This is a genomic window from Aeoliella mucimassa (assembly GCF_007748035.1).
In the GTDB taxonomy this organism is placed as follows: Bacteria; Planctomycetota; Planctomycetia; order Pirellulales; family Lacipirellulaceae; genus Aeoliella; species Aeoliella mucimassa.
Map to the genome: position 1 here is coordinate 6,210,087 of NZ_CP036278.1, position 25,286 is coordinate 6,235,372.

At 58.4% G+C, this 25,286-nt stretch carries 21 protein-coding genes; 7 read left to right on the top strand and 14 right to left on the bottom strand.

Annotation, left to right across the window (positions count from 1 at the left end; genetic code table 11):
• Positions 1–27: 27 nt before the first annotated feature.
• Positions 28–4,374, bottom strand: a complete 4,347-nt coding sequence (locus Pan181_RS24420) for a beta strand repeat-containing protein (RefSeq protein WP_145251392.1) — start codon at positions 4,372–4,374, stop codon at positions 28–30.
• Positions 4,375–4,747: 373 nt separating this feature from the next.
• On the opposite strand from Pan181_RS24420, the gene Pan181_RS24425 reads away from it, so the two are divergent.
• Entirely contained in the window at positions 4,748–5,734 is a 987-nt protein-coding gene (locus Pan181_RS24425; RefSeq protein WP_197528669.1) for a cupin-like domain-containing protein, read from the top strand.
• Between the two features lie 94 nt (positions 5,735–5,828).
• Here the strand turns inward: Pan181_RS24425 and Pan181_RS24430 are convergent, their stop codons facing one another.
• From Pan181_RS24430 to Pan181_RS24445, 4 genes are all read right to left on the bottom strand, one after another.
• Positions 5,829–6,608, bottom strand: coding sequence for an ABC transporter ATP-binding protein (locus Pan181_RS24430; RefSeq protein ID WP_231943891.1), 780 nt, complete (start codon positions 6,606–6,608; stop codon positions 5,829–5,831).
• A 102-nt stretch (positions 6,609–6,710) separates the two neighbouring features.
• A complete protein-coding gene (panB, locus tag Pan181_RS24435; protein WP_145251398.1) occupies positions 6,711–7,508 on the bottom strand; it encodes a 3-methyl-2-oxobutanoate hydroxymethyltransferase in 798 nt (265 codons plus the stop codon).
• Positions 7,509–7,616: 108 nt separating this feature from the next.
• The gene (locus Pan181_RS24440; protein ID WP_145251400.1) at positions 7,617–7,985 is read right to left on the bottom strand and encodes a DUF2237 family protein; all 369 of its coding nucleotides are present in this window, start codon (positions 7,983–7,985) and stop codon (positions 7,617–7,619) included.
• A gap of 104 nt (positions 7,986–8,089) precedes the next feature.
• Entirely contained in the window at positions 8,090–9,457 is a 1,368-nt protein-coding gene (locus Pan181_RS24445; protein WP_145251402.1) for a hypothetical protein, read from the bottom strand.
• A gap of 633 nt (positions 9,458–10,090) precedes the next feature.
• On the opposite strand from Pan181_RS24445, the gene Pan181_RS24450 reads away from it, so the two are divergent.
• Positions 10,091–11,764: a sigma-70 family RNA polymerase sigma factor gene (locus Pan181_RS24450; protein WP_145251404.1), complete on the top strand. Its 1,674-nt coding sequence runs from the start codon at positions 10,091–10,093 to the stop codon at positions 11,762–11,764.
• Positions 11,765–11,857: 93 nt separating this feature from the next.
• Here the strand turns inward: Pan181_RS24450 and Pan181_RS24455 are convergent, their stop codons facing one another.
• Positions 11,858–12,889 (bottom strand): hypothetical protein, encoded by a 1,032-nt coding sequence (locus Pan181_RS24455; RefSeq protein WP_145251406.1) that lies wholly within the window; start codon positions 12,887–12,889, stop codon positions 11,858–11,860.
• Between the two features lie 202 nt (positions 12,890–13,091).
• Between Pan181_RS24455 and Pan181_RS24460 the strand changes: the two genes are divergently transcribed.
• The 4 genes from Pan181_RS24460 (at position 13,092) to Pan181_RS24475 (ending at position 15,300) form a co-directional block, all read left to right on the top strand.
• A complete protein-coding gene (locus tag Pan181_RS24460) occupies positions 13,092–13,430 on the top strand; it encodes a hypothetical protein (protein ID WP_145251408.1) in 339 nt (112 codons plus the stop codon).
• Between the two features lie 146 nt (positions 13,431–13,576).
• Entirely contained in the window at positions 13,577–14,041 is a 465-nt protein-coding gene (locus tag Pan181_RS24465; protein ID WP_145244956.1) for a helix-turn-helix domain-containing protein, read from the top strand.
• Positions 14,029–14,676, top strand: coding sequence for an IS630 family transposase (locus tag Pan181_RS24470; protein WP_145244957.1), 648 nt, complete (start codon positions 14,029–14,031; stop codon positions 14,674–14,676). Before Pan181_RS24465 ends, Pan181_RS24470 begins: the two co-directional genes overlap by 13 nt.
• 24 nt (positions 14,677–14,700) lie before the next feature.
• Positions 14,701–15,300 carry a hypothetical protein gene (locus tag Pan181_RS24475; protein WP_231943692.1) on the top strand — a complete coding sequence of 200 codons (600 nt, stop codon included), beginning with the start codon at positions 14,701–14,703 and terminating at the stop codon, positions 15,298–15,300.
• 34 nt (positions 15,301–15,334) lie between these two features.
• Here the strand turns inward: Pan181_RS24475 and Pan181_RS24480 are convergent, their stop codons facing one another.
• From Pan181_RS24480 to Pan181_RS24500, 5 genes are all read right to left on the bottom strand, one after another.
• On the bottom strand, positions 15,335–16,642 hold the full coding sequence (locus tag Pan181_RS24480) for a right-handed parallel beta-helix repeat-containing protein (RefSeq protein ID WP_145251412.1): 1,308 nt from the start codon (positions 16,640–16,642) through the stop codon (positions 15,335–15,337).
• Positions 16,643–16,699: 57 nt separating this feature from the next.
• Complete coding sequence (locus tag Pan181_RS24485) at positions 16,700–17,239, bottom strand: LysE family translocator (RefSeq protein ID WP_145251414.1); 540 nt, start codon at positions 17,237–17,239, stop codon at positions 16,700–16,702.
• 194 nt (positions 17,240–17,433) lie between these two features.
• Positions 17,434–18,180, bottom strand: a complete 747-nt coding sequence (locus Pan181_RS24490; protein ID WP_145251416.1) for an ABC transporter ATP-binding protein — start codon at positions 18,178–18,180, stop codon at positions 17,434–17,436.
• A gap of 5 nt (positions 18,181–18,185) precedes the next feature.
• Entirely contained in the window at positions 18,186–19,400 is a 1,215-nt protein-coding gene (locus Pan181_RS24495) for an ABC transporter permease (protein ID WP_145251418.1), read from the bottom strand.
• On the bottom strand, positions 19,397–20,539 hold the full coding sequence (locus Pan181_RS24500) for an efflux RND transporter periplasmic adaptor subunit (protein WP_145251420.1): 1,143 nt from the start codon (positions 20,537–20,539) through the stop codon (positions 19,397–19,399). Before Pan181_RS24500 ends, Pan181_RS24495 begins: the two co-directional genes overlap by 4 nt.
• 444 nt (positions 20,540–20,983) lie before the next feature.
• Here Pan181_RS24500 and Pan181_RS24505 point away from each other — a divergent pair, with 444 nt between their 5' ends.
• Positions 20,984–21,310: a hypothetical protein gene (locus Pan181_RS24505; protein WP_231943693.1), complete on the top strand. Its 327-nt coding sequence runs from the start codon at positions 20,984–20,986 to the stop codon at positions 21,308–21,310.
• 298 nt (positions 21,311–21,608) lie between these two features.
• Here Pan181_RS24505 and Pan181_RS24510 read toward each other — a convergent pair whose 3' ends face one another.
• From Pan181_RS24510 to Pan181_RS24515, 3 genes are all read right to left on the bottom strand, one after another.
• A complete protein-coding gene (locus Pan181_RS24510) occupies positions 21,609–23,303 on the bottom strand; it encodes a sulfatase-like hydrolase/transferase (protein ID WP_231943694.1) in 1,695 nt (564 codons plus the stop codon).
• A 10-nt stretch (positions 23,304–23,313) separates the two neighbouring features.
• Positions 23,314–23,943 carry a sulfatase-like hydrolase/transferase gene (locus Pan181_RS26725; RefSeq protein ID WP_231943695.1) on the bottom strand — a complete coding sequence of 210 codons (630 nt, stop codon included), beginning with the start codon at positions 23,941–23,943 and terminating at the stop codon, positions 23,314–23,316.
• Positions 23,944–24,137: 194 nt separating this feature from the next.
• On the bottom strand, positions 24,138–25,202 hold the full coding sequence (locus Pan181_RS24515; RefSeq protein WP_145251424.1) for a hypothetical protein: 1,065 nt from the start codon (positions 25,200–25,202) through the stop codon (positions 24,138–24,140).
• Positions 25,203–25,286: the final 84 nt, after the last annotated feature.

Here is a 25,286-nt window from a genome sequence, read left to right on the forward strand (position 1 = left end):
TTTCACTGTGTTTCTCGTGCAACCACACTATGGAATGATCACGGTGCCGTTGATGCGAAGGCCATCTCCGGTGTTGTCTTCGACGGTGGTTCCCACTTCGTTGCCATCGAGCGTGCCGACCACCTCGATGCCATTTCCACCATTGTCGCTGGCGGTATTGTTGGAAAGGTCGCCTTCGATGTTGGTCCCGAAGGTCATGCCGTTGCCATCGTTGTTCGAAGCGGTGTTCGAGCTAACGTCGCCAGTCACGGTGTTCGCGATGGCCAACCCGTCGCCATCGCCAGAGACGCCGGCCAGGTTCGAGTTGGTAACGTTTAGAGAAACATCACCATCGACCCCGCCGAGGATATTGATACCGCGACCGCCTTGCGTGTCGGAACCGTTGCTCGTTGCGGTGTTGAGCGACAAGTTGCCGACAACATCGCCACCGACCAGCATGCCGTTCAAGCCGTTCGCGTTGGTGGTGCTCGAGGTCACCGCGTCGCCGTTGGCGTCGAGGCTATCGACAAAGCCACCGATGTTGATGCCGTTGCCGCCGTTGTTGGAAGCCACGTTCAAATCGAGTGTACCGATCACGCTACCGGTAATCTCGAGGCCATCTCCATCGTTGCCGCTGAAGGTGTTATCGAAGATCGAACTGGCGGTCGAAGTCGGCACGACCACGCTGAAGAATGGTCCTTCGACGTCGCCATTGATGTGCAGGCCATCGCCGTCGAAGGTGGCTCCCGCCAGGTTGCCCTCGGAGGTATTCGATTCGATATCGCCGACCAGGTTGCCATCGATAAAGATACCGTGACCGCCCGAAGCGGAGGTACCGTTGCCTTCGGTTTCGTTGCCGAACACGTCGGCCCGCACGTCGCCGCCGATTCCGATGCCATGAACACCGTTGTTCGACGCGGTGTTGTTCGCCAGTGCGGATCGCACTGGGTTTGCCGACGAGGCAACCAGTCCGCCGGCGATGTTGATACCGCTGCCACCGTTGCTGCTGGTGGTATTGCCGCTTACACCAGTGGTAAGTGTAAAGGCGTCGGCAGTCACGGTGCCATTGATGTTGAGACCATCGCCAGCGTTGCCCGAAGCGGTGTTGTTCACCAGATTGCCATCGAGGTCGCCGTCGACAGACACACCATCGCCGCCGTTGAAGCTGGTGGTATTGCCGCTGATGCTAGCCGCGTGGGCGGTTGCCAGATGGATACCATCGCCATCGCTCACCGATCCAGCCAGGTTGTTCGAGGCAATGTTGTTGGTGATGTTGCCAGTCACCGCCCCGCCGAAGGTCATGCCGTTGCCACCTTCGCCGCCAGCCGATTGGCCGTTGTCCGACGCGGTGTTGCCGGTGACGTTGCCACCCACGGTGGTGGTCACTTGCAGACCATCGAAGCCATTGTTCGAGGTGGTGTTGGTCGTGATGTTGCTGCCGACGCTATTGGCGACGATACCGTTACCCGCGTTCGAACTGGAGATATTCGCATTCACGGTGCCGGTCACGTCGCCAGAGACGACCAGACCATCGCCCTGGTCGACAGAGCCGCCGAGGTTCGACTCGGTGGTGTTGCCGGTGATGTTGCTACCTACATTGCCTCCGATCACGAGTCCGTTACCACCTTCGCCCCCGGCCGACTGACCGTTTTCGCTGGCGGTGTTATTCGAAACGCTGCCGACCACGTTGCCGGTGACAATCATGCCGCCGAAATCGTTTTGGTTGGTCTCGTTGTTGTTGACCAAAGCCCCTACGCTAGTCGCCTGAATACCGACTGCGTCGTTCGAGTTGGCCGTATTGCCAGTGATGCTACCAGTAACCGCGGTGAAGAGCATACCACCCGAAGCGTTGTCGTTCGTGGTGTTGCTGCTCACCGAGCCATCGACGGTCGAGCCAGCGGTGATGCCGTAGCCACCGTTGTTGGTGGCCGCGTTGGATGCGATATCGCTACCCACGGTGCCAGCGATATGAATGCCGTCGCCGTCGGAGACCGAACCAGCAATATTGAGATTCGTGGTGTTGCTGCTGACCGAGCCACCAACGTTGCCGGTAACCAGAATACCGGTACCACCTTCGCCGCCAACCGAGGTGCCATTGCCCAACGCGGTGTTGCTGCTGACGCTACCGGTTACGTTTCCTTGAACAAGCAAGCCATCGAGTGCGTTGGTCGAAGTCGAGTTGTTAATGACGTCGGCCCCAAACATGGCTGCGACGATACCTGCACCGCCGTTGCTGTTGGCCGAGTTGCCGCTCACGTTGCCGGTCACACCGCTGGAGAACGATAGACCTGCACCACCATTGTTGTTCGCGGTGTTATCAGTCACAGCACCGGCTACATTGCCAGCAACCACCATACCATGGCCACCAACACCACCTTTGATATTGTCGTTAGTAATATTACTGACAATCGATCCTCCAACCGCCCCCAAGATAATGATGCCGTCGCCACCAGCGGCTCCCGCACCGTTGCCTGAAGCCGTATTGCCATTCACGCTACCAGTGATGTCGCGAATCACGAGGCCTGTTCCCTCGTTCGTACTGGTCGTGTTGCTAAACAGACTGCCAGTGACGGTTTCGGTGACTTCGATTCCGTTGCCTGCGTAGAGGACGCCTTCGGAGTTGCCATTGGCTGCATTGCTGAACACGTTGCCGGTGACAGTTCCATCTACAAGAATACCACCGCCGCCGTTGGCCGAAGTTCCATTGTCGTTGGTCGTGTTGTTGTTGATGTTGCCAACGACGCCGTTGGCCGGCCCTCCGGATCCAACGAACAGACCGAACTCGCCATTGCTATTGGCGGTGTTGCCAGTAATGTTTCCAGTGGCTGATCCCGTCACTCGAATACCCGATGCGGTGTTCAAGTTGGCGGTGTTGTCAGCAATGCTGCCCTCAACTCTTCCCGCCACCAAAATGCCATCTGTTGTGTTCGAATTGGTGGTATTGCCGGTAATGTCCCCGGTGACAAGGCCAGTTATGCCGATACCGGCCGCGCCATTGCTATCAAACGTATTGTCAGCAATCGTGCCGCTCAGGTCGCCAGTGACCTCCATGCCTGAACCACCGCTGCTGGTGACCACGTTGTCCAATACGTTGAGGTCGCCAGTGAGATTCGTGAAGCTAAAGCCGGAGCCGGTGGTTCCGGTCACTTGCATGTCGCGAACCGTGAGATCGGAGACCGCGTTGGCGACCACCGCGTTGGTCGCGCCAGCAGTGACGTCGAAGCCAGCCAGTTCCACGTTGTTGGCAGCCACGGTAAAGGCGGTGCCAGCCGAGGTGATCTGCGGCAGTGCTCCGCCGTTGACGGTCGGAATGACGACGTAGCCGAGTTGCTGTGTGAATACGGTGTGGGTCACCCCTTCGCCAAACACCTGTTGGCCGGCGGTGCTGACCGTGAAGTTGCCATTAAACGAGCTGTTGCCATGCACGTAAACCACGTCGGCCGTGGTCGCGAGCGCGTCGGTGAGCGACGCGAACGGCGTTTCTGCGGTGCCGTCGCCGCCGACCAGTGCCGAATCGACATGGGCGAACGTCATCGGCGTTCCATCGGCATTGTTGGCTACGATCGAAGTGTCGCTACCACCTTCGGTGCGATGGACCGCGATATGTTGAATGCGTTCGACCGGGTCGCCCATCCGCGCGGCCACGCTGTACGACGAATGCTCATGGCGACCGCTGCCGGTGACGCCAAATCGCCAGACCGCGGTGACACCGCCGGTGGTTTCGAACTCGTCGTCGTGCTGCACGTAGCCAGAGAGCCAGAACTCGTCGCCGCCACGGAACTCGAGCCGCGCCCGCGGGCCGGCGGCGGTGACGTCGAGATCGGGATCTTCAAACGCGTAGCCACCAATCGCGGCGCGAACTTGGTAGTTGCCACGATCGACCAACAGACGAGCCATTTCGCCATGGATGCCACGCATGGCGTTTTCGATGGTCAAGTTCGAGAGAATCATGTTCTCGCCGACGAACGACGTTTGGATATCGCCGAGAGGGAGAATCGTGGGATCGTTGCTCAGGGGAATATGCCCGTTGAAGCGGAAGTCCCACAAGCGGCCGAGGTTCTCCACGCCGAACGTGATCTGCTGATAGTCGGTGACTCCCAGATCGCGCTGATCGTAGTAGGCGTAGCCGCCCCAAATGCGATCGCGATACACATCGTGCCAGCGTCCACCGAGACCGGCATTGAAGCCCAATGCGTCGGAGTTGTCGTTGTACAACAGGAACCGCAGGTCGGCGAACACGATCGTGTCCATCACCGGCTGTCCCAGCGGAACCCACGCCTCGAAGCGACTGAAGCCATCGTCGAGGCCGATGGAGTCGCCGGAGTTGTATCCCACCCCCAGTTGATAATCGATTCCCTGTCCGCTTACCTGCGTGCCCATACAGAGCACCAGCATCAGGATCGACGCAACAGAACAATGCTTAGCGGTTGCTTTTAGCTCCACAACTAACTCTCCGACTCAATTTTCCAACGGAACGGTAGACCGGTGGGGGTTCGAAAACAACATCGGACCGCTACAACCACTACGCTTAACGCTTTCCGCACAATCGCTACGATTGGCAGACTGGGCAGCTTAGGCGGTTGCCTGCATTGCTAGCGAATGAAACCGCTGCGATGTTTCGCCAACGCTTCATCGTGTGGCGTGAGAGCAACATGCTAGTTCGCAAAACGCCAGGAATTCGCCTGTTTAGCTGATTGGCCCAGCGGTTGCATTGCTCTCTGGCAGAACCAACCTTCTGCTCTACCCTCTCTGCAAGAAACCTATGCCCATGAACGACTCGCTCCTCCGCAACTGGACCCAAGAAGACTTCGACACCGTTGAACAAGGCGTGCTCGTCGCCCAGCATGGCCTGGCCGAGACCGGTATGTTTACCGACGACGCCCTGGCTGACATCATCGATAGCCATCCTGCGGAGGACCTGAGCATCAACACCATGGGAGTCGATCCCGATGTGTTCGACTGGCGCGAAGGCGAACGCAACGGCGTTAGCGGCCGCGAACTGGTGCAGTTGGTTCGCGAGGGTCAGCTCTGGATCAACTGCCGGCGGATGATCGACAACCACCCCGACTACGCCCGGGCGATTCATTCGCTGTACGACGATATCGAGCAGCAGAAGGCAGGCTTTGTTGCCGAGAATCGCACCGCGAATCTGCTGATCTCGTCCCCTTCGGCGTGGGTTCCGTATCACGTTGATATGCCGGTGAACATGCTGTGGCACATCCGCGGCACCAAACGAGTGTGGGTGTACCCGCCGTTCGATAACCGATTCGCGTCGTCGCAGGTGCTCGAGAAAGTCTGCTCCGGCGAGTGGTCGGAGGATGTGCCCTACGATCCCAGTTTCGATCGCTACGCACTCGTGTACGACGCCCAGCCAGGCCAGCTGATTACCTGGCCACAGCTCACCCCCCATCGGGTTTGCAATCTCGAAGGGCTGAATGTGTCGCTCTCGACCGAGCACAAAAACGCGCGGGCTCGCCGGCGGTTGAACGTGCATTCGGCCAACCATTTGCTACGCACTAAGTTTGGCATCGCGAGCCAGCACATCGCCGCCGATGGCCCCACGGCCCACGCCAAGCAGCTGCTAGCACGCAGCTTCCGACTGGTCGATCGACTATTTGGCAAGCAGAAAGAGCAGTTCGTCTATCCCAAGACTTTTTACGTCGATCCCGAAGCGCCGCATGGCTATCGATTGAAAGAAGGAGTCGAAGGCCAGATGGTAGCTCCCCATCTGGACAAAGAACTCGTCGCTAGCTAGCACGAGCCGCGACGCTCGGCACCCCGAACGCAACACCGCGCCCGGCAGACGGCCATCGAACCCAATCGATGGCTGGCTGCTGGGTTGTTTGCGTTTAGCCCCAAATCGGCCAACGACGACCACCTAGCTCACGCAGTTCGGCCAGTTTGGTTTGGTAGGCCGACTCGATTGTGGCCTTGCTCACCACTTCGCTCGTCGGCCCCGCCTGGGCGATTTCGCCATCGCTCATCAAGAGCGTGTGCGTAATGCTCGGCATGATTTCCTCCACGTGATGCGTTACCAACAACGTGGTCGGGCCATCGGGCTTCGAGAGCTGCGCATCGAGCCAGGCGAGGAATCGCTCGCGGACGCCTGGGTCCATGCCGGCGCATGGTTCGTCGAGCACCAACAGCACCGGATCGGCCATTCGTGCGCGGGCGAACAGCACTTGCTGACGCTCGCCTTGCGAGAGCACGCCGAATGGCTTTTCGGCCAGGTGCGAGCAGCTAATCTCCTGCAGTCGCTCCGCCGCATCGGCAAAGTCTTGCTCCGACGGCTTGAAGGTTGGCAGGTATCGCAATCCCACCTGGGCGGTGCGGCCGGTCACCACGGTTTCGAGCGCCAAGTCGCGTTTCGGTACCTTGCCCACCAGGTCATTAGCAATCCAGCCGATGCGTTTGCGCCATTCGCGGAGGTCGATTAGCTCCTCACCATGGCGGAGTACTCGGCCGCCGCTCGGCCATTCGTAGCCGCATGCCAGCTTAAGCAAGGTGGTCTTGCCCGACCCATTGGGGCCCAGAATGGCCCAGTGCTCACCGGTTCGCAGTTGCCAGCTTACCTGGCGAATGATCTCGGTCTCCTGCTGCGTGTAGTCGACCGCCTGCAGTTCAATCATCGGTACCACAGTTCGCTCTCCTCCAACCTCGATGCGTTGATGGAACCTCGCGCAACAACGCTTTTGGCTCCACTGGTGGATTACTTTCCGCTTACGGAAGCACTACTTGTACTCGTGCGACTCGCCGGGAAATTCTCCGGTGCGAACTTCGTTGCAGTAGGTTTCGACTGCCGAGATGATGGTGTCTTTGATATTCGCGTACTGCTTGGCGAACTTCGGCACGTAGCCGCTGGTGATGCCTAGCAGGTCGGCGATCACGAGCACCTGCCCGTCGCAGCTAGGTCCGGCACCGATGCCGATGGTGGGAATTGCAATCGCCTGAGTGATTTCGTTCGCTAGTTCGCTAGGAATGCACTCCAGCACCATGGCAAATGCGCCGGCTTCGGTTACCGAGTGGGCGTCGGCCAGTAGTTTGTCGTGATCGCGCTGCACGCGATACCCGCCGAGTTTATGCACGCTCTGCGGGGCGAGCCCGCAATGGGCCATCACCGGAATGCCCGCGCTCACCAGCGCTCGAATCGTGTCGGCCTGCTCGGCTCCCCCTTCCAGCTTCACCGCCTGGGCGCGGGACTCTTTCAAGATGCGGCCGGCATACTCCACTGCTTTGTGTTGCCCCAAGTGATTGCTGGGAAACGGCATATCGACTACCACCAACGCATGGTCGACCGCCCGCCCTACCATCTCAGCATGGTAGATCATCTCGTCCATCGTCACTGGCAACGTGGTCTCGTGCCCTTGCACCACCATGCCGAGCGTGTCGCCGACAAGAATGCCATCCACGCCCGCTTCGTCGAGCAGACGAGCAGTTGGATAGTCGTACGCGGTGAGCATCGAGATTTTCTTGCCCGACTGCTTATAGTCCGTGAATTGCGGAACGGTGATCCGTTTAGGGCGAGGCATGATCGTTGGGTGCGCCTGGTCGAGGGGGAAAGGAAGGGAGCCCATTGGGGACCTGCCATTGTAACGCGCAGAGCTTCGCCTCGCGTGGGGCCCCATTCTCTGGTGGACCTAAACCGCGTGCTCTTTTAGCTCCGAGAGCGAGGCAAACTCGAGCGACGAAATATGGCAGGCGTCGATCACCACCGGCGGAGCCATGCCGGCGTCGTAGGCCTCTTTCCAACGAGCCGCGCATAAGCACCAGCGGTCTCCCGGCACCAGGCCCGGGAAGTCGAACTCCGGTCGCGGGGTCGACAGGTCGTTGCCGCGACTCTTGCTGAACTCGAGGAACTCGGCGGTCATTTCGGCGCAGACCACGTGCACGCCGACATCGCCTCCGCCGGTGTGGCAGAAACCGTCGCGATAGAAACCGGTCATGGGACTCGTGCAGCAAGCCTGCAGCGGCTCGCCGAGCACGTTCTTGGCGGTGGAATTCGGCATGGCTGGATCACCCTGGAACAAAGGCCTCGAACTAAGGAACGGACCGGTTGATTGTCCCACGGTTCGCGGCCACTGCCTACCCAACCGCCAGCGTGATGCGGCGACTATTTGCGTAGCGGGTTCACGATGGCTTGCTCCACCGTGTCGGCGGTGAGCTCGATGCCGTCGACCAGATCGCGATCAGCAGTGCCGAGCGACTCGACCTTCTCCTGCTCCACAGTAAAGGTGAGAGCCAGGCGATGCAGCGATTCGTTTTCCACCGAAGGAGCCACCTGATAGCAATGCCATTCGACCGGTTGATCGTTCACCTTGCCAACCACCGTGACGCTCATCACCCGGCAACCCTGCGGATTGATCCATTGCTCGTCGGCGGCCACGTTGGTTGGCGAACTGCCCAGCGAGCGAAGCACGTCGGCGCGGAATTCGCCCAGCGCGGTATCGGCTTCCAGCGTACGTGGGGCGAGCTTCGTGATATTCGCGTGCGTCAGCATGCCATCCACGTTCACCCGACGGAGTGCCATGTTGCCGCCCGCCCGGCTCGTAACGTGCCACTGGGTGTCGTGCACCGCAGCGAATCCCATCCTTGGATTGGTGGTACGCACCAGTTGCTGTGGAGTCTCAAGCGCTTTCTCGGCGGTAGCCATCCGTTCGTCGGTCAGCGGCGAGTCGCTCGCAGCCGGCGTGCGACGGATGCGAATCTTGGTCACGACGTCCAAACCAGGGGTCGCAGGGCCGACTTGCCGCTTCTGCCGAATCGCCAAGTTGAAGTGCGTGAGCTGACCTTGGGCCAGGTTCACCAAGTAGATGCCATCGAGTTCCAGGGTAACCGCTGCTCCGTGAATGGTGCCTTGCACGCTACCAGCGAGTTGGCAGCGGGCGTACTGTGGATTCGAATCGCTCAGCACGTTGGAAACTTCGCACTGCTCGATGCTGTCGAGGCCGGTCAGCACCTGCAAGGTGGCCATGTCGGCCTGCCACGAATCGCCCTTCTCCACATCGCGGGCGGGTAACAACCACTCGAGTACGAGCGAGTCGCCAACGACGTCGACCAGGTCGAACTCTTCTTGCTCTAGCGGACCAGCCACCCCGCACAGCAGGCGAGTACCGCCCTGGAGTTTGGCGACCATCAACCGATGCTCGTCAGTTAGCTGCAAGTTGCGGGTGTTATTTCCCACCTTAGTGGTAGCCGATGCTTCCGTGTAATACCGGATGCTTTGCACCGTATCGCCGGGTTGCCGAACTTCGTCGTACCCGAGTTTGGCTTCGACATGCACCGGAGTCTTGGTTGGTTGTTTGGGATCGCTCGGCTCGAACACCAGATCGCCGCCGAGTTCGAGTTCGAGCTGCACGGATTGCCGAACGCCGAGCGCGTCGTCAGGCCCCAACTCGATGGCCGGCGCCACGGCCGCAGGTAGTAGCGAACAGGCAAAACCTACCGTGGCAACCAGAAAATTGAGGGGGCGAACAGACATATTGGCGATTCCTATTCTTGCGCAGGCGGTCCCGCTGGGCTTACTTCTCGACCTGTCGGGTAAAATCGACTGCGACGGGTAAGAAAGTTCACTTCACCCGGCGAGGACTCCGCATTGTTAAGCTGGGTAAGCTCTCAGAAATAAGACCTGGAGAATATGAATCCCGCATGGATCACTCAAATTGCCCTAAACCCCGGTGATTCCGGGGGTTGCGGTGAATCGTTTGTGAAACATTTCACGAACCAGGGAAGAAATCCGGCTCGCGGCGCGAACTTTCTCTCGACCCAATTCCGTCTTACTGCGTACAAGACCCAATTCCGTCTTACTGCGTACAACAAGTACAGTCCGAATGCCGCTAGCAAACCTTGACGCGACTCGGCATGGCGCATACGCCGGGGCTGGCCAGATTTTGGTCTCCAAGATGGCAGGCCTCGCGACGAAATCCTAACTAGCATCCCCCTGCGATGCTGTTTCCCTCACCCTTAACCCGTTCGAAGTTCCCAACCCAAGGATCCCGCTGACCAAGACTCGGAACCACGTACCATTTGCTGGCCGCCTGTAATGTTGCTAGCAGCGAATTGACCGCATGGAGTGTACGGACCGAAGAGGCGAAACGCGAAAGAGGTGCCCAGCATGCATCGCCACTATCAATCCGACGCTATACGACGCCTACGTGACCAGCAGGTAAGGTACGCCCCGCGCGCCAAACGCCTGCAACAAGTCGAGGCCGCCGAACATCTCATTGCCGATACGGTCGCCGACAAGACCTACACGTACGAGTACGTGTGCTATCGCGTCACCGGTTATCGTCCCGACGCCAACAACGAAGACGCCAAGCAGCAAATGCAAGGCGAAGATCTGCTGCACGACCTGCGGCTGTTGGTGGAAGACCTTTCGGACTCCATTGATCTCGATGCCGAAGCGGTCGGCGAGCAAGTGCTTACCGTCGAGCAGCTAGCGCGTCAGTTCAACGTATCGACCAAAACCATCTCGCGCTGGCGCGAACTGGGCCTCGTGAGCCGCCGGTTCGTGTTCGACGGTCGCAAACGAGTGGGATTCCTTCGCAGCAGCGTCGACCGCTTTGTGAAGAACAATGGCAAGCGCGTTTCGCGCGGTGCCCGCTTCAGCCAACTCACCGACGAACAGCGTAACGAGATCATCGCTGGCGCTCGTCGCCTGGCGAGCGGCGGTGCCTGCCAGAGCGAAATCTCCCGGCGACTCGCCGAGCGTTCGGGTCGTAGTGTGGAGACCATCCGCTCGACGATCCGTCAGTTCGACAAAGAAAATCCACAGATGGCAATCTTCCCCAGTGCGAAGTTGCCAATCACCCCCGCGCAGAAGCAGCGACTCTTCCAACAGTATCGCCGGGGGATGCCGATCGAAAAGCTGATGAAGCAATACGGTCGCACCAAGACCACGATCTATCGTGTGATCAACGAGATCCGCGTGGCCGAGGTCATGGAGTTGCCGCTCGACTTCATCCCCAACCCACGGTTCAGCCGCAAGGGTGCCGACAATGCATGCCTGGGCGAGATGCCCGAGGCCGACAAGCCGACCCGCAAGGCGAAGATGCCAAGCGGATTGCCCCCGTACCTGGCCGCCCTGTACGAAATGCCGCTGCTCACTCGCGAGCAGGAAGCCCACTTGTTCCGCAAGTACAACTACTTGAAGTTCAAGGCGTCGAAGCTTCGCGACTCGCTCGATCCAGCCAACCCCAAGGCGACGCTGCTCGACGACATCGAAGCCCTGTACGATCGCATCGTCACCACGAAGAACGAGATTGCCCGGGCCAACTTGCGATTGGTGGTCTCGATCGCCAAGCGTCACGTTACGCCCGATCAAAACTTCTTCGAGCTAGTGAGCGACGGCAACATGTCGCTGCTCCGTGCGATTGAGAAGTTCGACTTCGCCCGCGGCAACAAGTTCAGCACGTACGCCACGTGGGCGATCATGAAGAACTTCGCCCGCACGATTCCCAGCGAGTTCAAGCATCGTGATCGCTTCCGCACGAGCCACGACGAACTGTTCGCGGCCACCGAGGAATCGCGGGCCAATCCGATGCTGGCCGAGTCGGTGCAATCGCATCGCGAGCAACAGATCGAGCGAATCCTTCGCCGGCTCGACGAACGCGAGCAGAAGATCATCATTGGGCGATTCGGCCTGGATCACAGCCAGGAACCGCAAACCCTGAAAGAAGTAGGTGCCGAACTTGGAGTTACCAAGGAACGCATCCGCCAGATCGAACTACGGGCGCTCAGCAAACTGCGTCAAGCAGCCAAAGAAGAGAAGATCGCTCTCGATCTATAACCATCGAGTTCCGCGATCGCATGAACCACTCCATCCTCTCCCAGCCTCTCTCCCTTTCGGGGGGAGAGGCACCATGGGAGGGGATTTTTTCATTTACTGACGCTGCGTGCCCGACGAGGCTTGAGCCTGCTGCGGCATTTGCTCTACGACGCGTTTCCAACCAAACGGAGTGGTCGGTTCGCTGAATAGCGAGTTCATCGCGCTGGCGAGCATGCTGTTGACGTTCGATCCTTCCAGATCGAACACAAACTGATCCCACATCGGCTGGCGAGGATCGCTGGGGTATACGATGCGAATTCCAGCAGGCATCAGCGGCTTGCCAGGTTCGTTCCGCAGAGCAACCCACACGTCGGAATACTCAGCTGCATCGGCTTGACGCTTCGGCTTGGCGTGAAGGCCGATGTACCCATCGCGGCACAGGTCTTTCGCTGGTTCGAACCAAAACCGTTCCTTCAGATCGGCCGCCTTGGCACCGAACAAGAAGGGCAGGGGACCCTCCACGATGTTTTCTCCTTGCAGATCAGGAGGAATCGGAGTGACCACCAGCTGCTTCGGATCCGTATGTGTGCGGTATTGATAGATGTTCTTGCCGTTACTTACCCAATGCTCTCCGGGCAACTCGTTTCCTTTGTTGTCGACCGGCTTCGCATACTCACCGAGCGGTTGCTGCGGCTGCGGTTGAACAGGTTGATTAGGATCGGTCGCAGGGCGTGACTTCGGCATCCACACCAACGACTCCACGATCTCGAAACTCCCTTTGTCGGGCTTGTGGTAGCTGAGCTTGCCCTTCTCCTTGGCGAACAACGACACGCGGTTTGGATCCGGCCCGTTGATGTTGTAACGCGCCCGTTCGAACTCGCAGGAGAAGTTCTTTACCTGGTTGCTGTCCGATTCCCATTTGGCCAGCACCTGATCGAGCCATCGTTGATGCTCAACCGGCACCACAAACGGAGGCATCGGCGCCCCCGGCAACGTCTGCCCAGCCTGAGGCTGCACGCCTTGCGGCTGAACCGCGGGCTGGGTTTGCGTTCGCGCGGGAATAGTCGTCCCCGGCTGCTGAGCGAACAGCGTCGCGCAGCACATCGACAGGAGGGCAGTCAGTACGATTGTCTTCGGGCGAGGCATGAACCTATTCTCTCCGAGATATCAGGAGCAATGCAAAGTTGGGAAGGGCCCGGAGTGTAGCAAGCACGCCGATCCGCACCTATAGCATTCACGTTCGGGAAATAGCAGCCTTTTGCCTTAGGGCTAGCGATGCTAGCACTCGCTTGTGGGGGAGTATCGAATACGAAGCAAGGGCCTGCGTGACGCGCAATGGAAACTCGACTTGATCGAGCGGTACTGCACTGCTCCGGTTCGTAACATTGGCAACGACCACGTGAATGGGCACATCGGTTTCTTGTGTTACATGCTGTGGGATATCTTCGTGCTCTATCCTGGCAATTCCTCGGCAGCCATGATGGAGGAATCCGTAGGGGTGATGGACTCGGCAATTCATTCCCAGAACGACCAATGCATCACCTCTGCGATTCACAGCCTGGGTCACTGGGTGAGAGAGGTACACTCTGCTCGACGGGTGCTCAATCGCTGGCTACGTTCGCCCACCACTACCAATGCTGTAGTCATCGACTACGCCAAAATCGCGAAGACCGGTTACATCCTGTGACTCGGCGACTACCGTATATTCTTTGAAGCTGAAATCCTACAATTAAACCATTGCAACTAGCGAATTACACCTAAATCACAGGAACACGGCATGCTGGATACTAGTACGTCTTTCCTGAAATCCATTCCGCTGCTATATGCTGCGGAATGAAAAAGCACATTGTTTGCCTGGACCACCAGGCCCGTGGAGGTTTGGAGCAGCTAGCACGCTCAGGCGCCCGCGCGGCGCAAGTGGTGCGTCGCTGCCAGATATTATTGAAATCGGACTCGGGATGCACCGACGAAGAGATCGCCGAGCATGTGGGCTGCACGACGCGCAACGTCCGAGCCGTCCGAAAGCGGTTCTGCGAAGAGGGCGTCCAGCGGGCGGTGTACGATGCGCCTCGCTCGGGCCGCCCCCCAGAGTTCACCAAGCGGCAGCAGCAACAGGTAATCGCCCTGGCGTGCAGCGAGCCGCCCGAGGGACGGGCTCGCTGGACGCTGGAATTGTTGTGCGAGCACGCGGTGAAGGAAGGCTTCGTCGATTCGCTCAGCGTGACGGAGGTCTCGCTGTGGCTCAAGGAACACGACCTGAAGCCGTGGCGAAAAAAACTTGGTGCGTGCCCAAGCTGAACGACGAGTTCTGTGAGCGGATGGAGGACGTCCTCGAGCAGTACGAGAAGCCGCTCGACCCGAACGAGCCGGTCGTCTGCCTCGACGAGCAGCCCTATCAGAGGGTCGACGACGCGCGGCCGCCCGAGCCCGCGGCACCCGGCAAGATCGCGAAGCAGGACTACGAGTACCGCCGCTGCGGAACCTGCAGCGTGTTCGTGGCGGTCGAGCCGAAGGCGGGCAAGCGATTCGTTCAGGCCAAGCGTCACCGCAAGCGAGCCGACTTCGCCCGGTTCGTCCGCGACCTCTTGAAGCGCTATCCCGACGCAGAGCGGGTTCATCTGGTGATGGACAACCTCAACACGCACAACGAGAAGTCGTTGATCGAAACCTTTGGCGAGGAGGCGGCTCGGCCAATGCTGGAGCGGATTGTGTGGCATTTTACCCCCAAGCATGCCAGTTGGCTCAACATGGCCGAGATCGAAATCTCGGCCATACAGCGACAATGCCTGGGACGTCGGTTGGCTTCGCTCGACAAGGTTCAAAGCGAACTCTCCCACTGTTCACGCGACCGCAATCGGAAGAAAATCAAAATCAATTGGACCTTCCATCGAAAAGACGCCAAACGCGTCTTCCCTGAACTCTATAGGAAATGACTTCCGGGACGACGTACTAGTGGGATGTTTGCAGAGTCAGCACGGCTAATAGAAGACGTTGCGTCGAATCCGCTACCCGTTGCTACTGGCATGTCGAAGTGGTTCGACTATTGCGATTCCGTCGCGCCTGCTCATACGGAGCTATGGACCCAGCTTCGCCAACTCGATTTCGACTCGGATCAAGAACGACTGACGAACTGGTTATCGGAACTACTCACAGCCGAGCCACCTTCGGAAGAGATTAATGGTCTCTGGTTTGGTTTATTCAATCCTTGCACCGATGATGGTGAAGCAATATGCCAAACCTACATTGGTGGATCCACCGATTTTGATGCGGATTCCGAGTCCGACGAGTGGGTTTGCAATCTTAAATATCTACCAGACGGGAGATATGCCGAATCGAAGGTACTGCCTGAAATCTACCGCCGCGTAGAATTGCTCGAAGAAGACAATCTCTTCTACCTTGGTGAAGCCTTCTTGTGCCACGGGTACCTTGCTCTCGTTATTTCGAACTGGTGTCATGGCCCCATGCGAACGCAGTTGCTTAAGTCCGCACCGATTCGGGCGGTAGTGATGGGGCACGATAGTGGAGACTTCTATCGCATGGCTGTGTTAAAGCCCTGACAAGGAAGAGGCCATCAACCCGCACATCGCTCAACTACTCCCCCGTATCCCCAACCCTTCGCCCTATATAGCGATAGCCCTTATCGGGATGCGAGCGGGCGTTCATGGCGTTGGTGAGCCCGGTCCATGTTTTCTCTTCGTCTCCCACAAACGACACGACTCCGTTCGCGTTTGGCGAATCAGCGACCAGCGTCTCGCGTTGCTCCGTTTTCCCGTGGGCGGTATGGCGGGCGACTCGGTTGCACGACGCGACGATGCAGTTCTGCAGCACCACTCCCCCGTCGGCATGGTCGTCTGTTAGCACGGCCGCATCGGTGAGACCGAAAAAGGTCGAGTCGGTTACCACCACCGAACCACCGTTGTTCCACAGCCCCACGGTTCCCCGCCCGGCAAAACAGTTGGTTAGGGTGCCATCGTCCCAGAGTCGGTATTGCCGGGAGTTGTCGACCGCGACGCAATCTCGAAGCTTGATACCGCGGGGCTTCAAGTCGAATCCCCCATCTTGATTCCGGATCGCCCGACAGCGGACGAACTCGACGTTCGTGGTCGTTTTCTCCACGACGAAACCATCTCCGTTTTTGTACTTCCGATCCTGCAATGGCATCCGGTTATTTTGAGCCAGGCAATCCTGAAACAGAAAATCGGTTTGTTGCTCGCTGGATTGATTGACAATAAACCCGAAAGGAAACAGCTCGGTCTGCTTCTCCCACTCCGCATCGCCTGTGGAGCAGTCGGCCGTGCACTCCAGGAGCTGAATGTGGGAGCACCCTTCCTCGAATCGAAATCCGTGCTTGCTGTAGCGACTGAGATCGCAGCCTTTGAGAGTCGTATTCGTGCACCCAGCAAGATAAAAACCGTGCCTCATCCATTGCATATCGATATTGCGAAACACCAGCTGGCTCGACTTCTTGAGTCCTTTGCTGGAAGGAACATGCACTCCCATCTTAAAACGCTCGATCCGCAAATCGGTGAGGGTGACATTGGAGACACCCGCATCGATCCGAATCGCAGTAGCCCCTTCGGCGGGCGATTCGATAGACCACGATCCTCGCAGGCATGGCAAACCCTCTCCGCGATCGACTCCGGCAATGACCTTGGGAGCCGGTGGCTCTCCTCCCACTTTTAAATTCAGCTTGGCAGCGGAGTAGACTCCGCTACCGAGTAGCAGCCTGTCGCCCGGTTGCATGACTTCGTTGAAGACCGTCGACAGGGAATCTTTTCCCAGGGCGTTGCTCCAGTCCGATCCATCCTGAAGACCAGCACCAGTCGGGGTCGCGTGGAAGTCAGCTCCGTACGCAGCACCGATCACACAAAGGTACGCCATGATCCATTGTTTGAGCATCGTCTTTAGTTCCCGTCTGCTTCCTCACTTCGATACGAACCGCCGGGCGGGGTTGGATCACCTTCCAGCGACTCCGCTTGCCATCCACACTCCCACCGCGCAAAGCAGGCAGCCGAAGGCGATGTTGAACCATCGCAGGTAACGATCGTCGAGGGTCCATCGGTAAACGAGCGACCCTACGCAAGCATAGGTTATGAGTCCCAGGGCGCCGACGGAGACAACCACGCCTACGGTGGCCAGGTTATTGGATTCGGACCGGGCGGCCAGAATCGCGAGCACCACCGGCGGGTATTTTGGGTTCAACATCTGCAATAACACACCTGACTTGAACGTCGGCGCGCTATCCGACTCGCCAAGCTTGGGGCTGGAGACCATAAAGCGAACACCGAGGTACACAATGAACGCCCCTCCAGCCACTTGCAGAAACACCGCTGCGTTCTGAAACACACTCCCGAGCTGAGTGGCTGTGACCGCCAGGGCAAAACCAACCAGAGCGTAGATCAACACAATTCCCATCTGGAACCAGGCTGTCTGTCGAAGACCATAGCGGGAAGCAAGCACCAAACAGACCAAATTCGCAGGCCCAGGGCTAAGCATTAGCGGAAGCGTAATGAAGAAGGTCTCGATCAGTGGATTGCAATCCTGCTAGGCATCGTTCGATGGCGAGAAACGGTTGTGCATGGCCAGCAGATGGCAACTGCGCGGCCGGGGGGGCCAGGGTGTTCGCCTTGATTGTAGCGACTGGGCGGTTCGTCGTCTGGCTCGCGCGGAGCGTGTTTGCCGTTGTTGAGTCACGGTTGCTTGGCAGTAGCCTCGCGCATGATGCCATCTTCCATCTCGTAGATGGTGTCGAACACATCGAGCGTGCGATGATCGTGCGTCACAACAATCACGCCGGCGCCAAACTCGCGGGCGACCCGCTGGAAGAGTTCCATGACCTGTCTCCCGCGGTGGCTATCGAGGGCAGCGGTTGGCTCGTCGGCCAGAATGACTTTGGGGTTGTTCGCCAAGGCCCGCGCCACCGCGACTCGCTGCTGCTGGCCGCCGGAGAGCATGGCAATGCGATGCTCGCTGCGATCGCTGACTCCCAAGGAGTCGAGAAGTTGCATCGCCCGCCGCCGGGCGGCGAGCGACGACATGCCATTGAGTTCCATGGCGATTTGAACGTTTTCGCGAGCGTTCAAGAAGTCGATGAGGTTCGACTTCTGAAACACGAATCCAACATACTTGCGCCGAAACGCCCGCAAGTTGACCTTGGGCAGCGGGCCGTCCATCACCAGTTGCCCGCCAATGGTCACCTGGCCCGCGGTTGGTGGGTTAATGAGTCCCACCGCGGTCAGGAAAGTCGACTTGCCCGAACCGCTAGGCCCTAGCAGCGCGACCACCTCGCCGGCATGCACCACCATGTCGGCGTCGCGCATGGCTACCACCTCGGTGTTACCACTGCCATATACCTTGGTCAGCCCGGTGGTCTGGATGGCCACTTCACGGCCATCGGGCGAAGCAATGCTTGAGTTGTCGGCGACTTGTGGTGTCATACTGGTTACCCCATCAATACGCTGTTGGGCTGAACCTTCAGTGCTTTCCAAATGCCTAGCAAACTGGAGAGCACCGAGATCACTAGCACCACCACGCCCAGTTGCAGCAGATCGCCGTCGGTCAACACGACTCGCCGAGGGAACGACGGAAACAACCAAGTGCCGGCCGCATAAGCAATCGCGTACCCGAGCACCCCGAGCAACAGTGCTTGCTGCAATATGAGCCCCAAAATCACGTAGTTGGGTGCCCCAATCAGCTTGAGCAATGCAATCGAATAAATCTTATCCAACGTAAGCGTGTACAAGATCAGGGCCATGATTATCGCAGCGATGACCGTTAACAGCACTCGAAACATCAAGAGCTGGCGACGGGCTTTGTCGACGATTCCTTTCACCAGCAGATCTTCCTGCCCATCGGTCGTGTAGACCGACACGTCGTCCCAACTGTCGATGAGCTGGGCAACTTGCGCCGAGTCGGCCTGCGGTTTCAGCTTGACGATCACCGCGCTGAGGCTTGGTCCAGGCATGCCCGGAAGTTCGCTGGCCGGCAGCGACAGTTGCTCCGTGAGTTGCGGCTGCTTGAGGAAGGCCTCGCTGGTCTGTCCGCGATTGTCGCGGGCGGCTCGCTCCAGGCGAATCGCCTCGGCTGGCGTATCGAACTGAATCGCTTGCGAGTCTTGAACCGTGGTAAACGCCATGCCATCGCCACCGGTGCTAACCATGCCCTTGGTCAATCCGACGATGCGATAATCGTTCTTGCCAAGTTGAATCTGATCGTCGAGATCGAGCCCCAGGCTCACGTCGGCAATCATCTCGTAATGGTTCTGTTGCAGATGTCGCCCGGCGACGAGCGGAATCCAATCTCCATTGTCCTCGGGCCAACTCAGCCCCAGCAGCGAGATTCGCAGCAACTTGCCCTGCCGCCTTCGCTGGATGGTGTGGAATACGAATTCCCGCGCCGACTCGACCCCAGGTACCGCTGCGGCGCGATGCACCAGCGAAGTAGGAACTCGCGAGATTTCGGCAAATGGCCCACGGGTATCCTGCTGCACCACCCACAGATCAGCGTCGATGCGATGAATCAGCAGCGTTGCATCTTCGAGCAAGCCGCGGTAGATGCCCGCCATGCCCATGACGATCATCAGTAGCATGCCGATGCCGACCGTCGTGAGCGAGAACCGCCCGAGGTTGTTGCGAATATCCTTGAGGGCGAGGTTCATGGCAATTGGACGTTCCGCCCCTCCAAGGACATGTTGTCGCGGACCGGTGTCACCATCTTATCGCCGGGCGCGAGTCCCTTGGTGACCTCGACTTCCTCCCGTCCCTGCAAGCCGATCTCGATTGGTTGCCACTCTGCTCTCGACTTCCTGACGACATAAACGCCCGCCTGACCGTTGCGGCGACTAACGAGACGCTCAGGGACGATCGTCACTTCGTCGGTCCGCGCCCACTCGATGTAAACCTCCGCCCGCTGACCGATGGCCCAATTCTCCGGCAGCTCCACCACCCTTACATCAACGACGAACTCCCGGGTTTCGCGATCCGACTGTTTGCCGAGTCGAGCGACTTGTCCCTGGTAATCCTTCTCGGGCTCCGAGCGAAACACCACTCGGGCGGGCAAATCGGACTTCAGCCGGTCCATCTCGGTCTCGTCGACCCAGGCCGAAATCCAAAGTTCGTCTAGCGAGATGATATCGATAATCGGACTACCCGGCACAGCAATGGCCCCCGCATCACGGTATCGTTTGATCACCAGGCCATCGAAGGGAGCAAGCAGTCGCGTGTCGGCAAATCGGGTTTCCTGGTAGGCAAGCGACTCCTTAGCCAGGACAACTTGCTGCTCGGCTTCCAGCAATGCCGCATCGGCCCGCGTAACACCGGCCTTGGCGACCTCGAGTGCTTCGCGGGCCTTATCGAACTCCGATTGGGTTACCGCATTTTGGCCCACCAATTCACTCATCCGATTGAACTCCGATTCGGCCAGCACGCGCGTCGATTGTGCTTGTTGCTGCTCGGCTTTGAATCGACCGAGCGAAGCCCTCGCCGCTTCGATCGTGGCCTCGGCAACCTTCACTTGCTTGGCCCACTCGTCGTCATCGAGTCGAGCAAGCAACTCCCCCGCCTTGATGGAATCGCCCTGGTCGACAAGCACCTCCGCAATCCGGCCAGAAATCTTGGGGCTAATCGTCGCGCGGACTCGGGCTTCGAGCGTGCCAGTGCCCATGACCTCGGCCACCAACGGACCGGTTTCCACTTCATGCACTTCCACAGGAACTGGCCGAGTGCGCACATAGAACACAGCACCGGCAATCGCTGCCACGAGTAGCGGCAACCGAAGATAGCGAAACCAAGTGATCATCGTAGTACTTTTCTAGGCGGACTTAGACGATTTGAGACAAGAGCCCGAAAGCCGCGGCATTCCCCACGCCACATATACAAATGTAGCAAAACAGAGCGACCAACTGCAGTGCCAGAACACGAGACAAGCTGCTCTAGGGAGTCCGGTAGTTGCAGCGGCTCAGCTCCCGGAAGCTGTTTTCACCTGACTTGGTTACAGGAAGCTGATCAGACCGGTGGAGATGAGTGCGCGTACTGGCGGTGGGGCACTTTGTACTCAGCACCATCATCGCAGCATGCGGATTAACGAAGACAGTGATACCGTTCAATCCAGCAAGGCAGCGGATGCTTGCTATCGAATCGCAGTGATCCAGAAGCGCGACTTCGACTATTTCGCCATCAACTCGTGGCGATTTGCAAATGCGGCAACCTTCTTAACCAAGTGCTCAACACCTTTGATTCGTTCATGCGGGTAGTGTTGGCCAAAGATCCCTTGGATGTTCGCCGGGGAGACGAATTGCTCCCGATCGATCCAGTAGCGACTCCCGTCGCTCTCTCTGTGAAGAAGCCCCAATTCCACCAGACCGACGCGAATATGGTCGGGGCGAAGCGTGGGATCTTCAAACAGACGACCATTCAAACCGTGTCGCAAGATACTCTCCACACGCGACTCGGTCAGCTCACCTTGCTGCACCAACAAGTGACTGGCGACACGCACAACTCGCTCTTTGTGATTGGTGTACTGCATACGATCACGCTGACTTCGGAACGAGACAAGCTGCGACTTGGATAACCCACTAAATATTTCACTCTAACTTATTTTAGCAGGCTACAACGCTCAGGTACGACTCGTTCGAGGACAACGGTCCCTCGACTTACGCAATTCCCCTGAAAACAGTCAGAGTCTATAGAGCATTAAACACCTTTGGAGTGCCCGCTTCGGGGTGTTTGCTTCTCTATCACCGATGAGCGAAGCCTACGGAGTGGTCGATCCACTGGTACTTCGCAACAACCATCCCTCATTGTCGTCGTCAACAAGAGGGCGTCAGGGCTGTTGAAGATGGCTCCGATAATGCAAGACGAACATTGCGTCACTTCAACTTGAAGTTTACCGCTTTGATGGTGCCGCCAAACTCGTTGGGTGCCTTGTAAGTCTCCGACACCGTGGATCCTAGGTCTGCGCCGATGTCTAGAGTTTCCGTTGCGGAAAAGCGAGCGGGGACAACATTTTTAAGTTCCCCCTCGGCTACTTTCTTGCCATTAACGGAGAGAGTGACCGCCCCACCGATGGATGGATTGTCTTGCTTGTTGGGATTCTGCACGTAATCCATGGTCACTTCGACGTCGCCGTCGGGCAGCTTGGACTTCGAGGCAATGATGTAACGCTCTTTGCCAAAGAAGTTGTATTCGTAAACTAACTTGCCATCTTTGACGTACAGGGTGTAGCCGCCGGAACTTCCCCCTTCGGCCGCAATGACTCCTTCCGCTTGGCCATCCGTTTTGAGAGTCGCACTAATGCTGTGCGACCTTTGATAGATAGGCGGCGCACTTCCCTCGGGGATGCGGGTGGTACCCGATGCGTATCGAAACGATTCGCGACCACGGGTCACCGACGGACGTTGGGGATTCGTCGCCCGCTCGGCGAACCGATCGTCCAGCGGATAGACGTTGTATTTCTTTGCTTCCTCGTCGAAGATCGATTGCAGCTCTTTCAGTTTCTCAGGGTTGCTGTCGGCTAGATCGACGGCCTCCGAGAAATCCTCTTCGATGTTGTAAAGTTGCCACTCACTATCTTTAAAACCGATGGACCCTGCGAGTTCCCAAGGAACCCCATGGAACGAAGCCGCTACCCATCCGTCGTGGTAAATGGCACGATGCCCTCCGGTCTCGAAGTACTGGGTCTTCCGCCTTCCCTCCGCATTAGGATCCGCGATGGTGTACACCATGCTGACACCGGCGATAGGGGTCTGTTCAACGCCGTTGACGATTTTCGGCTCTGGGATGCCGACCGCCTCGTAGATGGTCGGTGCGATGTCAATCACATGATGAAACTGGCTGCGTGTCTGCCCGACATCTTTAAGCTTTGCTGGCCACGAGACGACCATTCCGTTGCGAGTTCCTCCAAAATGCGACGGCACCCGTTTCATCCACTGAAACGGGGAAGCCCCGGCCCAGGCCCAACCAACCGGATAGTGGTTTTCGTGCTTGGGACCTCCGATTTCATCGATCTCCTGCATTTGCGATTCGACCGTATCGGGGAGCCCATTCTGGGTCATCATGTTGTTGGTGGTGCCGGTCAAGCTGCCTTCGGCGCTTGGGCCATTGTCGCCAGCAATGTAAATGATCAGTGTGTTATCTGCATCGGGAAGGGAACTCACGGCATCGAGCAGACGGCCAACATGGTAATCCGTATGGGCCAGGAATCCGGCAAACGCTTCCTGGTGGTGGGCGTAAAGTCGCTTAGCGTCCTCCGGAAGCCCATCCCAACTGGGAATCTCATTGGGTCGCGGAGTCAACTTGGTGTTTTCCGGAACCAATCCAAGCATCTTCTGGCGCACTAACGTTTCTTCGCGGACCTTGTCCCAGCCCTGATCAAACTTTCCCTTGAACTTGTCGATCCATTCTTTCGGTGCGTGCAGCGGAGCGTGAGTGGCTCCCGTTGCGAAGTAAACGAAAAACGGTTTATCTGGGGCAATCGATTCCTGTCGGGCGATCCAAGCGATCGCATCGTCGGTAAGGTCCTCGGTAAGGTGGTAGCCTTCTTTGGGGGTCTTCGGCGGTTCCACGGGAGTGGTATTACGGAACAGTTGGGGATACCACTGGCTCGTCTCGCCCCCCCTGGAATCCGTACCAATACTCGAAGCCCAACCCCGTCGGCCAACGATCGAAGGGGCCAATGGGGCTGGTTTCCCAATCGGGCGTATTGTGCCACTTGCCCCAGGCGGCAGTGTTGTATCCGTTATCCTTCAGCACTTCGGCAATCGACGCACAACTTCGCGGCCAGATGCTGTGATAGCCGGGGTACCCAGTCGATAATTCAGTGATTGTTCCCGTAGCGCATTGGTGGTGATTGCGACCGGTCAACAGGGCGATACGCGTTGGTGAGCAAATGGCAGTCGTATGGAAGCGATTGTACTTCAGTCCTGCAGAAGCAAGTCGATCGAGGGCTGGTGTTGGAATAGGTCCGCCGAACGTAGAAGGATGACCAAAGCCCAAGTCGTCGATCAGAATCAGCACGATATTCGGCGCTCCCTTCGGAGGCTGAACCGGCTGGGGATAGTCCTGTTGGGAATCCTCAAACGATTTGCCAATCTTGCCTTCGAACTCCGAGAGCGGCATCGGAATCTCGGTGCGATCGGGCTCCGCGGCCGATGCCACGGACAAAAACGCTGACAATACGAGAGCGATACAAAGTTGCTTGCGCATGCGAGGGCTCCCTTTCGAAGATAGTGCGGAGAAGAGATTGACTGGCTGGCATTGTACCGGAGTCAATGCAGCCTGAGAATCATCTTTTTTCAGCGTCGGCGATAGATATTGTTGTCGTCACGGCCTACGACGCCATTTCTCCACTAAAACGCCAGAACTCCCACCCCAGCAGAAGCCCGCCGCTGCTGCCAACACTAAACCCCGATCAGCTCGGCTTCGGTTGCGTCGAGGACCTTGCGGTCCGACTCGCCGGCTTCTTGCAGTTGTTCCAACCGGCGGTTGATCATCCGGCGGGCGTGCTCGACGGTTGGCAGTTCGGTCGGTTGAGTCGACGACTCGAGGGCCTCGGTCTCCAGATAGAGCGACAGCAGGTCGCGTTGATTCGAGAGCTGACGCAGTTCGCGAACCACGATCAGTAGCTCGTCGGCCGACATCTCGTCGTTGGCCAGCAAGCGAGCTTCTACGCCACGCAGCCCGTGGATGTAACCCTTCACTCGGGCGCCGAGTTCCATCACGTTCACTTCGACTCGCGTTTTCGCAGGAGTGAGCGACGACATGGCCGCTGGCCGCATGACCACTCGCGACTCGTTGCTCGATGGTTCAGCAGGGCCTTCGTCGCCGAAGGGGTCGCTCAGGTCGATCGGCTGGGCCGCTGGATGACGCTGCCAGATGCTGGCAGTTTGCTTCTTGGGGGTCGCCTGGCGCGATGGGTCGCGACGCTCGGCTGGCTGCGATGGAACCGCGGTCGCTGCTTCGTCGGGGGTGGCGGCCGCTAGCGAGGGGCCGGTGGTCGCTGGTAAGCTCGGCGCGGTTTCGGCCGGGGCAGGTTCGCTTGGTGTGGTATCCTCGGTGGCAAATGTCTTGATTGGTTCCTCGTCGCTCGCAGGCGACGGGGCTGGCACCGCTTCGGCGACTTGCGGCACCGAGAACATCGGCACCACCGGCATCCGGCGACGCCCGCCCGACATGGCCGAGTCGATGCTCTTTTCGAGCCACGTTTGCATGGCGGCAAAGTCTTCGTCGGTCCGCCCCGAGGCGTTCCACTCGTCCAACGCGTAAGCCAGCATCTTCAGACGCAGATCGGCCACCCGCTCGTCGCGTGTCCGCACCAAGGCAATCTGTTCGCCGAGGGCGTTCACCAGTCGCTGCAGTTGATCGCTACGGTCGCTCGAGGCCACCGGTTGGGCCACCGAAAACGAGGCCAACGCGAGTACCAGCAGAAACGACATGAAGGCAGCAAAAGTGTAGCGGGAATTCATGGCAGGCATGGCAGTTCTGCACCGACGAGCGGTGTGTATAATGGATGCTTCTAGGGCGTGCCGCACAGGCGTCGCGCGAGTTCG